Origin of the sequence: Streptomyces sp. NBC_00490, from assembly GCF_036013645.1 — a bacterium.
In the GTDB taxonomy this organism is placed as follows: domain Bacteria; phylum Actinomycetota; class Actinomycetes; order Streptomycetales; family Streptomycetaceae; genus Streptomyces; species Streptomyces canus_F.
The window spans coordinates 8,434,569-8,447,142 of record NZ_CP107869.1 but is presented as its reverse complement, the minus strand read 5'-3'; the positions used below and the strand labels follow the sequence as shown (position 1 = coordinate 8,447,142).

The 12,574-nt window shown below is 71.3% G+C and carries 9 protein-coding genes and 1 pseudogene; 2 read left to right on the top strand and 8 right to left on the bottom strand.

Going from position 1 to position 12,574, the window contains the following annotated elements:
• Window positions 1–3: 3 nt before the first annotated feature.
• The gene (locus OG381_RS38455) at window positions 4–540 is read right to left on the bottom strand and encodes a GNAT family N-acetyltransferase (RefSeq protein ID WP_327720583.1); all 537 of its coding nucleotides are present in this window, start codon (window positions 538–540) and stop codon (window positions 4–6) included.
• 141 nt (window positions 541–681) lie between these two features.
• On the opposite strand from OG381_RS38455, the gene OG381_RS38450 reads away from it, so the two are divergent.
• Together OG381_RS38450 and OG381_RS38445 are read left to right on the top strand one after the other, a co-directional pair.
• Complete coding sequence (locus OG381_RS38450) at window positions 682–1,626, top strand: ATP-binding protein (protein ID WP_327720582.1); 945 nt, start codon at window positions 682–684, stop codon at window positions 1,624–1,626.
• A 54-nt stretch (window positions 1,627–1,680) separates the two neighbouring features.
• Window positions 1,681–2,073 carry an SCO5389 family protein gene (locus OG381_RS38445; protein ID WP_327720581.1) on the top strand — a complete coding sequence of 131 codons (393 nt, stop codon included), beginning with the start codon at window positions 1,681–1,683 and terminating at the stop codon, window positions 2,071–2,073.
• A gap of 47 nt (window positions 2,074–2,120) precedes the next feature.
• Here the strand turns inward: OG381_RS38445 and OG381_RS38440 are convergent, their stop codons facing one another.
• From OG381_RS38440 to fusA, 7 genes and pseudogenes are all read right to left on the bottom strand, one after another.
• Window positions 2,121–4,448 carry a DUF4132 domain-containing protein gene (locus OG381_RS38440; RefSeq protein ID WP_327720580.1) on the bottom strand — a complete coding sequence of 776 codons (2,328 nt, stop codon included), beginning with the start codon at window positions 4,446–4,448 and terminating at the stop codon, window positions 2,121–2,123.
• A 36-nt stretch (window positions 4,449–4,484) separates the two neighbouring features.
• Window positions 4,485–5,325, bottom strand: a pseudogene (locus OG381_RS38435) (alpha/beta fold hydrolase).
• A gap of 147 nt (window positions 5,326–5,472) precedes the next feature.
• A complete protein-coding gene (locus OG381_RS38430) occupies window positions 5,473–6,831 on the bottom strand; it encodes a GH1 family beta-glucosidase (protein WP_327722667.1) in 1,359 nt (452 codons plus the stop codon).
• 20 nt (window positions 6,832–6,851) lie between these two features.
• Window positions 6,852–7,691: a carbohydrate ABC transporter permease gene (locus OG381_RS38425; protein WP_327722666.1), complete on the bottom strand. Its 840-nt coding sequence runs from the start codon at window positions 7,689–7,691 to the stop codon at window positions 6,852–6,854.
• A 7-nt stretch (window positions 7,692–7,698) separates the two neighbouring features.
• Window positions 7,699–8,676, bottom strand: a complete 978-nt coding sequence (locus OG381_RS38420; protein ID WP_327720578.1) for a carbohydrate ABC transporter permease — start codon at window positions 8,674–8,676, stop codon at window positions 7,699–7,701.
• Complete coding sequence (locus OG381_RS38415; RefSeq protein ID WP_327720577.1) at window positions 8,676–9,992, bottom strand: ABC transporter substrate-binding protein; 1,317 nt, start codon at window positions 9,990–9,992, stop codon at window positions 8,676–8,678. Before OG381_RS38415 ends, OG381_RS38420 begins: the two co-directional genes overlap by 1 nt.
• A gap of 191 nt (window positions 9,993–10,183) precedes the next feature.
• A complete protein-coding gene (gene fusA / locus OG381_RS38410) occupies window positions 10,184–12,235 on the bottom strand; it encodes an elongation factor G (protein WP_327720576.1) in 2,052 nt (683 codons plus the stop codon).
• Window positions 12,236–12,574 lie beyond the last annotated feature (339 nt).

Here is a 12,574-nt window from a genome sequence, read left to right as displayed (position 1 = left end):
GGGTCATCGCCCCATCGGGATCTCGAAGTGCAGGACGCCGGACGCGTCCTCGGGGCCCCCGCGCTCGTCGTGCACGAGCTTGCCGAGCGACCGCCAGAAGGCCTCGGCGCCCGGGACGGCCGGGTCGGTGTGCAGATACAGGGAGCGGTAGCCGCCCTCGGCGACGGCGAACTCCGTCAGCTCCGCGACCAGCCGCCGGGCGAGACCGCGCCTGCGGTGCTCGGGGCGGACGTAGACGCGGCGCAGTTGTGCGGTCCGCCCCGAGGGGTAGCGCTCGGCGACATGGCGCGGGTTCGGCGGGTGGGCCGGGCCCCGGGAGTCCAGCGCGCCGGTGGCGACGACCTCGCCGCTGTGCGGGTCGAGCGCCACGAGGAGGGTGTGGCGCTCGGGGACCAGGTAGGCGGCGGCCGGGTCGATGATGTCGCCGTGCCAGCGGGGCACATAGCCGGAACCGAAGTCGCGGTAGACGGTGTCGAGCATCACCGCTCGCGCGCCGTCGAGGTCGTCCGGGCCCGCGGCCCTGATGCTGTAGTCACGCACTTGCACATCATATGCATTAAGCGGAGGGGCTTGATCAACGCCTCCCGAGTGGCGGTTTGACAGCGCCGCGGTGACGCCCTACAAATCTACCGACATGACATCCATTTTCAAAAAGCCCTTATCCGAAAGGGCGGGGTGCTGATGCGCATCGCTTTCGTCGGCAAAGGTGGCAGCGGCAAGACCACCCTGTCGGCACTCTTCTCCCGTCACCTGGCGCGGTCCGGCGCTCCCGTGCTCGCCGTGGACGGGGACATCAACCAGCATCTGGCCGAGGCGCTGGGCCACGACGGGGAGCTGCCTGCCGCCCCGCCGCTGGGCGCACATCTGAACGCCGTCAAGGACCACCTGCGCGGCGCCAACCCGCGCATCGCCTCCGCCGAGGCCATGATCAAGACCACTCCGCCGGGCCGCGGCTCCCGGCTGCTCACCCTGCTCGGCGACGACGAACTGCACGCCCGGCACGTCCGGCGGGTCGGCGACGTGCCGCTGATGGTGACCGGCGAGTTCGAGGAGAGCGACCTCGGGGTGGCCTGCTACCACTCCAAGCTCGGCGGGGTGGAGCTCTATCTCAACCATCTCGTCGACGGTCCCGGCGAGTACGTGGTGGTGGACATGACGGCGGGCGCGGACGCGTTCGCCTCCGGTCTCTTCACCCGCTTCGACCTCACGTTCCTGGTGGCGGAACCCACCCGCAAGGGCGTCTCGGTCTACCGCCAGTACCGCGACCACGCCCGTGAGTTCGGCATCCGAATCGCCGTCGTCGGCAACAAGGTGACCGGCGAGGATGACCTGCTCTTCCTCAAGGAGGAGGTGGGGGACGACCTGCTGACCCACCTGGTCCACTCACCGTTCGTACGGGCCGCCGAACAGGGCCGCGCACCGGGCGGCCCGGAGTCCCTGGAGCCGCACAACCGGCATGCCCTGAACGTCCTGCGCGAGACCGTGGACGCCTGCCCCCGCGACTGGGCGACGCTCCATCGCCACGCCGTCGAGTTCCATCTGCGCAACGCCCGCTCCTGGGCGGGCGAGGACCTGGCCGCCCAGATCGACCCCGACTTCGTACCGGGCCCCGCTGCCCTCCTCTGACACACCACCTCCCCCTCACCCCCCACTCAACGCACAGACAGGACACGCACCTTCATGTCTCTCGACGTCTCCCCGAAGCTCCTCGCCGAAGCCGAGAACGGCGCCGTCCGCGAGGAGGACTTCGTGGACACCGTCCGCACGTCCCTCCCGTACGCCTACGACCTGATCGCCTCTCTCGCCGTCGAACTCCACGACGGCAAGGCCGAGTTCACCGACAACCAGACGCCCCCGCCGTCCGAGAAGGAGCGCGGCCAGCTGCTGCGGGCCCTGGCCAGCGACGCGATCCGCGGCAGCCTGGAGCGGCACTTCGGGGTGGCCCTGGCCTTCCAGAACTGCCACCGGGTGGCGGCGTTCCGGCCGGGCGCGCGGGACAGCGAGACCTACGCGCGCTTCACCTCGACGCGTTCACAGATCCTGAACCAGTCGCCGGAGTTCAGGGACTGCTGACCCGCCCGCGCGGAACCGCCGCCCCCCGACGGCGGTTCCGCGCCCGGTCAGCCCGCTCTCCCCTTCCCCAACTGCGCGAGGATGGACGGGTCGGTGATCTCGGTGTCGGCGGCCAGCAGCAGGGCCTTGCTGAGGATCACGGTGAGCCGGTCGTCCTCGAACGGCAGGAAGACCTTGCCGACGGCCTTGCCGCGGGTAGGGACGATGCACAGATAGGAGTCGTCGGGCTCCATCAGGATGTTCGCCGAACCGAGATGGATACGGTACGTGCGCAGGTCGCCGCGGACCACCAGGAAGCGGCCGTCGAGGGTGCACCGGTCGGCGATCTTCAGGCGCGGCAGGATCCGCGCGAGGGCGTCGCGGCGGGCCTCGGCGCTCTCGCTCAGCTCGGCGAACCCGGCCCGTTCCCAGTAGGCGCGGGCCGGTCCGTGCTCGGTCCAGTCGGGGTCGGCGGCGATCGAGGTCACGCCGACGAAGAGGTCCACGTCGCGCATCGCCTCGCTGAACACCGGCGGCGGCACCTCCGCGAGGGGCGCCTCGCGCCAGGCGCCCGCCACCCGGCGCTCGAAGCGGACCCGGTCGGTCGAGGCCACCCCGTCACCGTCGGCCCAGTCCACGTAGGTGTGGAAGAAGGCGGCCCGCCACTCCCCCGCGCCCAGGGTCCGCAGGGCCGCGTCCCCGTCCCCGGCGTCCCAGGGCCCGAGCAGCCGGCTCGTCCAGCCGCGGGCCCGGAACAGCGCGAACATCCGGCGGTAGTGCACGAGATGGGCGGCGAAGCGCAGGGAGTGGACGCGGGTCTCCTCCTCCGCCGGGGTGAGCCGGTAGATCTCCCGGAACGCCTGCTTGAACGGCTGTCTCAGCTGCCCGTCGACGAGCCGGTCCCGCCAGGCCCGTACGGTGTCGGCGTCGGAGCGGATCGGATGCCACAGCCGGACGGAGGCGTCGTCGGGCGCGTCGGGGAGGTCCTCGGTCGACGGCAGGACCGCCAGCCACCGGCCGGGCGCCACCTCGATCTCCCAGATCAGCCGGCGTACGACGGACCGGGCGAGGGGATGCCCGGCCAGTTCCGCGCGCCACCAGCCGTACGGGTGGACGGCGTCGACGGTGAACCCGCCCTCCAACGCCCGGGCGAGGGTGCCGAGCTGGATGTCCACCCGCTTCACCAGGTCGCGCAGCTCCTTGACCAGGCCGGCGCGGTCGCGCCGGACGGGCGCGGGGACGCTCTTCAGGGGGCGGCCGTCCTTCTCCCAGGTCAGGTGGGCGGTCTCGGTGACCGTGACGACGGCCGTGTACCCGCCGCCCGCCTCTCTGCGCAGGACACCGTCGTCGTCGAAGCCCTCCCTCGACAGCCGCAGGGCCACCTCGGTCCGCTCGGCCAGGGCCGGCTCGACCTGCTTGAGCAGCTTGTCGAGCTGCCGGGGAATCCCGGCGTGGCGGGTCACCGAGCGGGCGGTGCGGATCGCGGTGACCAGTTCCGGCGTCGGGAAGTCCCGTGCGGCACGGACCAGTTCGTACAGCAGGGCCTGCGAGGGGACCGTCTTCGCGGACGTCGGGGCGACGGCGATGCCGGGCAGCAGCCGGTCGAGGAGGTCCGGCAGCCAGGGCTCGTCGCGCAGCAGGGCCACCCGGGCGGCCTGTCCGAGCATGTCGACCTCGCGGGGCGTGAACGCCTTGTCGGCCCGGTAGGGGATGTCGCCGCGCTGGAGGGCGTCGGCGCGGTCGGCCGCGGCTTCCAGCGCACGGCGGGCGAAGGCGACGTAGGCCGGGATGCCGGCCACCTGCCGCCAGAGGTCCGGTGCGTTCGGCGGCGGGTCGTAGGTGTTGAGCCCGTCGAGCTGCACGAGCACGGTCCGCTCGGCGGGAGTGAGTCCGATGACGACGTCGATCCCGTCCATGGCTATGGCTCCTCCGTCGCGTCGCAGGAGGTCGGCCGCCGTCCGCAGCGCCTCGCCGCCCCCGAGGCTCGCCACCATGAGCAGCGAGTACGGGTCGGTGGCGGCCCCCTTCCCCACCAGGAAACCGGTCAAGGCACGGGCCGGGCCGGAAAGGTCGGGCCAGGGCCCCGTGCAGTGTGTCAGCGCGTCCACGACCGGCCGGAGGCTCACCACGTCGTCGGGGTCCTCGCTGCAGGCGACGACCGCCTCGAACATCCGGCGGCACGCGTCGGGCGTGTAGCGCGGTTCCCTGTCCCTGACCGCCTGGTGCACCGCCACCCGCACCCCCTTCATCGCGTCCGTGGCCCCGCGCCGGGCCCGGTAGGCCGCCGCGAGCAGCCCGCCGACCTCCTCGTCGGAGAGTCCCGAGAGGTCGGCCGCGCGGACGTCGAGGGCGAAGTCGGGGTCGGTCAGCGCCCGGACCAAGTCGTCGTAGAGCATGTCCCGGATCATGACAGGCAGCACTGACAACGCGATCTACGCGAAGAACCTCGCGGTCTCGGCCACGAACCGCCGCGGGTCGTCCAGCCAGGGGAAGTGCGCCGCCCCCTCCTGGACCACCGACTCGGCCTCCGGGAAGAGCCCGGCGTACTCGGCCAGCGCCCGCGGGGGCCCGGCCACGTCCACCTCCCCGGCCCAGCACCAGCACCCGCCCCGCGAACCCGGCCAGCGCCGCTCGCGTCGCCTCCGGGTCGAAGGCGCCCTCGGAGCCGTAGACCGCCGCCGCCTCGTCGTTGCGCTGCTGGTCCTCGGCCGCGCGGACCGCCTTGGCCGCCTCGTCCCAGCGGGCGAACCAGAAGGGGGCGACGGCCTGCCAGGCGCCGGGGGCGGGACGGCCCGCGTTGAGCGATTCCAGCGCCGCGTACGCCGGGGCGAACCACTCCTCGTCACGGCGCAGTCGGGCCGTGCTCAGACGGTCCTCGGCGGTGACGGCGATGCCGACCGCGTAGATGCTCGGCGTGATCAGGGCGAGGCGTGCGACGCGGTCGGGGTGGCGGGCCGTGTAGAGGGCGGCCAGGTTGGCGCCTGCGCTGTGGGCCAGTACGTCCAGGCGGTCCAGGCCGAGTTCCTCGCGCAGTGCCTCGACGTCGTCGACCTGACGGTCGCAGCGGTACGACGCCGGGTCCCCGGGGGTCGCCGAGTCGCCGGTGCCTCTGAGGTCCAGGCGGATCAGGGTGCGGTGGGCGCTGAGGCCGCCGAGGTCACCGAGGTAGGCCGAGGCCTGCATCGGACCGCCGGGGAGGCAGACCAGGGGCGGTCCCTCGCCGGCCGCGTGGTAGGCGAGGGTGGTGCCGTCGGGGGTGGTGAAGGTGGGCATGGCGTGAGGCTTTCACCCTGGCTGGCCTGCGGCAACGTATTTGGTGCGCCGCCGCGGCATCGGGGACGGCGGAGCCCCGGGGCGGGAGTGCGATCCCGCCCCGGGGCCCCTCGGCGAGGGGCTTCTGTCCCCGCTCTGCCCGCCGGGTCAGGCCGCGTGCCGCGCGCGTCCCCGATGGTCGCGGATGATCTCCGCGTACCGGTGTCCGGAGCCCTTGATGGTGCGGGCCTGGGTCCGGTAGTCGACGTGGACCAGGCCGAAACGCTTGTCGTAGCCGTAGGCCCACTCGAAGTTGTCCAGCAGCGACCAGGCGAAGTAGCCGGCCAGCGGGGCGCCCCGGCGGGCGGCGGAGGCGCAGGCGGCGAGGTGCCCGGCCAGGTAGTCCTGCCGCTTGGGGTCCTCGACGCTGCCGTCGGGGCGTACGACGTCCGGGTAGGCGGAGCCGTTCTCGGTCACGTACAGCTTGCGGGCGCCGTACTCGTCGGTGAGGCGGAGCAGCAGGGTCTCGATGCCGCTCGCGTCGATCTCCCAGTCCATTCCGGTGCGGGGCACGCCGAGGCGGCGTACGGAACGGGCGTGCGGGGCCGGGCCGGTGGGGTCGTCGGCGACGGTGGCCGGGAAGTAGTAGTTGAGGCCGAGCCAGTCCAGCGGGGCGGCGATCGTCTCCAGGTCGCCTTCCTTCGCGGGCAGTTCGACGCCGTACAGCTTCCGCATGTCCTCCGGGAAGCCGCGGCCGTGGATCGGGTCCAGCCACCAGCGGTTGGTGTGGCCGTCCATCCGGCGGGCGGCCTCGAGATCCTCCGGACGGTCGGTGGCCGGGTGCACGGTGGAGAGGTTGTTGACGATGCCGACCTCGGCGGCGGGGACGGCCGCCCTGATGGCCTGGGTCGCCAGTCCGTGGCCCAGCAGAAGGTGGTACGAGGCGCGCACCGCGGCGGTCAGATCGGTGAACCCGGGGGCCATCTTGCCTTCGAGGTGGCCGATCCACGCGGAGCACAGCGGTTCGTTGAGGGTGGTCCAGTGGCTGACCCTGTCGCCCAGGCGCGCGGCCACGACCGAGGCGTACGCGGCGAAGTGCTCGGCGGTGTCCCGCTCGGGCCAGCCGCCCCGGTCCTGGAGCGCCTGGGGCAGGTCCCAGTGGTAGAGGGTGACGGAGGGGGTGATGCCCGCGTCCAGCAGGCCGTCGATCAACTCGTCGTAGAAGGCGAGGCCCTTGGCGTTGACCGGGCCGTCGCCGCCCGGCAGCACGCGCGGCCAGGCGATCGACAACCGGTAGGCGTTGGTGCCGAGTTGCTGCATGAGCGCGATGTCCTCGCGCCAGCGGTGGTAGTGGTCGCAGGCGATGTCGCCGTGGTCGTCGCCGGCGATCTTCCCGGGGGTGTGCGAGAAGGTGTCCCAGATCGACGGCGAACGGCCGTCCTCCGCCACGGCTCCCTCGATCTGGTACGCCGAAGTGGCCGTGCCCCACAGAAAGTCGTGCGGGAGTGCGGCGAGGTCGATGGTCACGAAATCCCTTTCGAGGTCGGTCACTTGACGGCACCCGCCGTCAGCCCCGCGACGAGGTAGCGCTGCAGGAGCAGGAAGCTGGCCACCACCGGCACGCTGACGACCAGCGAGGCGGCCATGATCTGGTTCCAGTACACGTCGTTGAGCGTGGAGTAGCCCTGGAGTCCGACGGCGAGCGTGCGGGTGGTGTCGTTGGTCATCACCGACGCGAACAGCACCTCGCCCCAGGCGGTCATGAAGGCGTAGACGGCGACCGCGACGATGCCGGGGATCGCGGCCGGCACCACGACCCGGAACAGCGCCCGCAGCGGCCCGCAGCCGTCGACCAGCGCCGCCTCGTCCAGGTCGCGCGGCACCGAGTCGAAGTACCCGATCAGCATCCAGATCGAGAACGGCAGGGAGAAGGTCAGATACGTCAGGATCAGGCCGCCGCGCGAGCCGAACAGGGCGATGCCGGTGGCGTTGCCGATGTTGACGTAGATCAGGAACAGCGGGAGGAGGAAGAGGATGCCGGGGAACATCTGCGTCGACAGGACGGTGACCGTGAAGACGCGCTTGCCGCGGAAGTCGTAGCGGCTCACCGCGTACGCGGAGAAGACCGCGATCACCACCGAGCAGACCGTCGCCGCGCCCGCCACGATCAGCGAGTTCATGAAGTACCGGGCGAGCGGGACCGTGGACCAGATGTCGATGTACGGGCGGATCGTCAGCTCGCTCGGTATCCAGCGGAACTTGCCGGTGACGTCCGCGAGGGGCTTCAGCGAGCTGGAGACCATCACGTACACCGGTACCAGCACGAAGCCGCCGAGCAGGGTGAGGAAGATCCGCCGGGACCAGAGGAACGAACGCGGCGGTGCCATCGGGGAGTCATGCACGCGAGGTCCTCCGTCCGCGCGAGGTGACGGTGAGGTAGGCGCCCGTCACGAGCAGCAGGAACAGCAGCAGGAGTACGGACATGGCGGAACCGGTGCCGAAGTTCCAGGTGACGAACGAGGCTTGGTAGATGTGCACCGAGACGAGGTCCGCGGCCTCGGGGGCGGTCCTGCCGAACAGGACGTACGGGGTGTTGAAGTCGTTGAACGTCCACAGGAACAGGACCAGGATCAGGACCTGGTTGACGGCGCCCAGCGACGGCAGGGTGATGCGGCGGATCTGCTGCCACACGCCGGCGCCGTCGAGGGCGGCCGCCTCGTACAGCTCCCGGGGGATGTTCTGGAGTCCGGCCATGACGATGAGGAAGGCGAACGGCCAGCCCTTCCACACCGACACGATCAGCAGGGCGTAGAAGCTGTTGTCGCCGATGAGCCAGAAGGACGGCTTGTCGGTGAGGTGCAGCTGGTCGTGCAGGACGTGGTTCACCAGGCCGTTGTCGTGCTGGAACATGAACACCCAGGTGATGACGGCCGCGTAGACCGGCAGGGCGTACGGCACCAGGAACAGCGCCCGCAGCAGGCCCCGGCCGCGGAAGGTGTCCTGCATGAAGACCGCGGCCGCGGTGCCGATCAGCCAGCACAGCGCGACCGACAGCAGGGTGAAGGCGACGGTGACGAGGAAGGAGTGCAGCAGGGCCTCGCCGACGGGGGCGTCGAAGTCCACCGACACCTTGAAGTTGTCGAGTCCGGACCAGGGCGCGGTGCCCCAGTCGCGGATGTAGAACTGTGTGAGCTCCTTGAAGCTCATCACGATGCCGACGCCCATCGGCACCAGGTGGACCAGGAGTTCGAGGAGCAGGGCGGGCAGCAGGAGCAGATACGGCAGTCCGATCCGGCGGATGCGGCCGGGGCGCGGGGTGCGCTTCTCGCCGGACGGCGCCTTGGGGTCGGCGCGTTCCAGAGTGGTGGTCATCAGGCGGCCGGCATCTGCTGCTGGGCCTTCTCCAGCGCCGCCTTCACCGAGTCGGTGGTGACGGCGCGTCCGGCGGCCGCGTCGGCGAACAGGCCCTTGACGGCCGTACCGACCGCCGTCTCGAACTGCGACTCGTCGGCGACCTGGGGCAGCGCGGCGGCGCTCTTGGCGAGGGTGTCCTTCAGGACGGCGTTGGCGGGCGTGTTGAAGGCGCCGTCCGTCTGGGCCGTCTTGACCGGCGGTATCGAGCTGTAGGCGGTGTTGAGGATCTTCTGCTCCGCGTCGCTGGTCATGAACTTCACAAACTTCGTGGCGCCGTCGAGGTTGTCGGTGTTCTTGAAGACGGCCAGGTTGATGCCCGCGACCATGGAGTTGACCTGCGCGCCGGTGCCCGGGGTGCCGGACTGCACGGGCACGGGAGCGATGCCGTAGTCGTCCTCGCTCATGCCCTGGGACTTGAGGTTGGCGGAGGCGGACTGCCACAGCAGCATCGCCGTCTTGCCCTTGGCGAAGTCGCTGACGGACTGGTTCTGGGCGTACTCGGCGTTGCCGGGCGCGATGACCTTGTCCTTGGCCATCAGATCGACGTACTGCTTGACCGCGGTGACGACCCCGTCGCTGGTGAAGTCGGGCTTGCCGTCGGCGGTGAAGAAGTCGGCGCCGTGCTGCTGGGCGAAGACGAAGACGTGGTGGATGTTCTCCGACGGGTTCGAACCCTCCGCTCCCAGGCCCCACTTGCCGTCCTTGGAGAGCTTCTTGCCGTCGGCTGCCAACTCCGCCCAGGTGGCCGGTGGTTGTGCGATGCCCGCGTCGGCGAACATCTTCTTGTTGTAGTAGAGGGCGTACGCCATCGAGTACAGCGGCACCGCGGAGGGGTCCTTGCCCTCGGCGCCCGTCGAGCCGAGCGCCGAGTCGACGAAGCGGTCCCTGCCGCCGATCTTCGCGAAGTTCTCGGCGTCCCAGGGCAGCAGTGCGCCGGTGGCCTGCAGCGAGGCGCTCCAGGTGTTGCCGATGTTGAGGACGTCGGGGCCCTGGCCCGAGGTGGTCGCGGTGAGGATGCGGTTGAGCAGGTCCGACCAGGGCACGACCTCCAGTTTCACCTTGATGCCGGTCTGCTTCTCGAACTTGTCGATCTCGGGCTGGAGGACCTTCTTGTCGACCTCGATGCTCGCCCCCTGGTTGGAGGCCCAGTAGGTGAGCGTCTTCGGCGAGTCGTTGGACCCGCCGCCGTTCGACGAACCGCCTCCGCAGGCCGATGCGGCCAGGGCGAGAGACAGGGTGACGGCGCCTACGGCCGCGGCTCGGATGCTGCGCATGGCTCCTGGTGTCCCTTCAGGGAATGCACTCACGGCTTAATTTAGGACGTGAGTTAACTGCCACGGCTTCGGGACGTCAAGGGGTTGAGCAGGGGGAGTTCGACGGATCGTGCGGCTCGGTGCAGGGTCGTTCATTTCCTGAACGGAGCGGGCGGTCCCTCCCCCGCGGGAGAGGGACCGCCCTGGCACCGCTACCTCTGGGCCGGCGCCACGGTCGCCGGCGCCGGCGCGTACCCGGTGGGCCGGGCCGTGAAGGTGCCGCGGCCCTGGGTCCGGCTGCGCAACCGGGTCGCGTAGCCGAAGAGTTCGGCCAGCGGCACGGTGGCGGTGACGACCGCCGAGCCGGCCCGCGTCGCCGAGCCGGAGACCCGGCCGCGCCGAGCCGCCAGGTCGCCGAGGACTCCCCCGACGGCGGCGTCGGGCACCGTGACCGTGACCTCGGCCACCGGCTCCAGCACGACCATCGCGCAGGCGCGCAGCGCCTCCCGGAGTCCGAACCGGCCCGCCGTGCGGAAGGCCGTGTCGGAGGAGTCCTTCACATGCGTCGCCCCGTCGGTGAGGGTGACCCGCAGCCCGGTCACCGGGTGCCCGCCGAGCGGCCCCTCGGCCAGGGCGTCCCGGCACCCGGCCTCGACGGCCCGGACATACTCCTGCGGCACCCGTCCACCGACGACGGCCGAGCGGAACTCGAACCCCGCGTCGACGTCCAGCGGCTCCACATCGAGGACGACATGCGCGAACTGCCCCGCGCCACCGTCCTGTTTGACGTGCCGGAAGACATGTCCGCTCACGCCGCGCCCGACGGTCTCGCGGTGCGCGACCCGGGGCCGGCCGGCGTTGACGTCCAGCCCGTGGTCCCGCCGCGCCTTCTCCAGCGCGACCTCGAGATGCAGTTCGCCCATGCCGGACAGCACGGTCTGCCCGGTCTCCGGGTCGGTCCGCACGACCAGCGACGGATCCTCCTCGGCGAGCCTCGCGAGCGCCGAGGCCAGCCGGTCCGTGTCGGTGGACCTGACGGCCTCGACCGCGACGGAGACGACCGGTTCGGCCACGCTCGGCGGTTCGAGGACCAGCGGGGCGTCCGGCGCGCAGAGGGTCGACCCGGCGCGGGCGGACTTCAGCCCGACGACCGCGACGATGTCGCCGGCGGCCGCACGGTCCAACTGGGCGTGCCGGTCGGCCTGTACGCGCAGGATCCGTCCGACGCGCTCGCCGCGCCGCGCGCCCGCGTCCACCACCATGTCTCCCTTCTCGATCGTTCCGGAGTACACCCGGAGGTAGGTGAGCCGCCCCGTCGGCGTGGCGTTCACCTTGAACACCAGCGCCGCGAAGGGCGCCGCCGGGTCGGCGGGCCGCTCCTGCCGGGTGTCGCCGAGGGTGCCGCACACGGGCGGCACGTCGAGCGGCGACGGCAGATACGCCACGACCGCGTCCAGGAGCGGCTCGATCCCACGGTTGCGGTAGGCCGAGCCGCACAGCACGACGACGGCGTCGCCGGTACGGGTGAGGTCGCGCAGGGCGCCGACGAGCGTCCCCGTGTCGAGCGTCGACCGCATACAGAATTCCTCCAGCGCTGCCGGATGCAGTTCGGCCACTGTCTCCTCCAGCAGTCGACGCCGGCGCCGCGCCTCTTCCCGAAGATCCTCGGGAATGTCCGCCACGACCATGTCGCCGCCGTCGGTCCAGGTCAGCGCCCGCAGGCGCACCAGGTCCACGACGCCGCGGAACGCGTCCTCCGTGCCGATGGGCAGCTGCAGGACCAGCGGGGCCGGGTGCAGTCGCTCCCGGATCGACTCGACGGCGGTGTCGAGGTCGGCGCCCGCGCGGTCCAGCTTGTTGACGAAGGCGATCCTCGGTACGCCGTACCGGTCGGCCTGCCGCCAGACCGACTCGCTCTGCGGCTCGACGCCCGCGACGGCGTCGAACACCGCGACCGCCCCGTCGAGCACCCGCAGCGCACGCTCCACCTCGTCGGCGAAGTCGACGTGTCCCGGGGTGTCGATCAGGTTGATCCGGTGGCCGTCCCAGGCGCAGCTGACCGCCGCGGCGAAGATCGTGATGCCGCGGTCGCGCTCCTGCGGGTCGAAGTCGGTGACGGTCGTGCCGTCATGGACCTCACCCCGCCGGTGGGTGGTTCCGGTGGCGTAGAGGATCCGCTCGGTGACGGTGGTCTTGCCGGCGTCGACGTGGGCGAGGATGCCCAGGTTGCGGACGACGGCGAGGGTGTCGAGGTTGATGCGCACGGCCCATGGCCTTTCGGATGACGTGTGACAGGGCGGCGCGATTCCCGGGACGGGCCGGACTGATCCGACGGCACGCCAATGCGGGGGCGTGCGAGGTCAGTTGATGGTCAGGCGTGTGTCCCGGGCATCCGGTACCGGCCGCGCAGCGGGCACCGGACGGAGCAGGACACGAGGATCACGTCGTACGACGACGGGGGAACGAGAACAGCGGCGCGGTCACACACGGCCGGTCTCCCCCCACTCGTCGGTCCTCGTCATGTCACGCGCACCGGCCCGCCGTGGGCGGTGTGCGACGCGTGGTGAGTGTAGGGAGACGGGGAGGGGCGGGTCACCCGATTT

Bases quoted from the DNA above. Each gene is read 5' to 3' on its own strand.
- OG381_RS38450 (WP_327720582.1), top strand. From the start codon at position 682: ATGCGCATCGCTTTCGTCGGCAAAGGTGGCAGCGGCAAGACCACCCTG.
- OG381_RS38445 (WP_327720581.1), top strand. From the start codon at position 1,681: ATGTCTCTCGACGTCTCCCCGAAGCTCCTCGCCGAAGCCGAGAACGGC.
- OG381_RS38440 (WP_327720580.1), bottom strand. From the start codon at position 4,448: ATGCTCTACGACGACTTGGTCCGGGCGCTGACCGACCCCGACTTCGCC.
- OG381_RS38425 (WP_327722666.1), bottom strand. From the start codon at position 7,691: ATGGCACCGCCGCGTTCGTTCCTCTGGTCCCGGCGGATCTTCCTCACC.
- OG381_RS38420 (WP_327720578.1), bottom strand. From the start codon at position 8,676: ATGACCACCACTCTGGAACGCGCCGACCCCAAGGCGCCGTCCGGCGAG.
- OG381_RS38415 (WP_327720577.1), bottom strand. From the start codon at position 9,992: ATGCGCAGCATCCGAGCCGCGGCCGTAGGCGCCGTCACCCTGTCTCTC.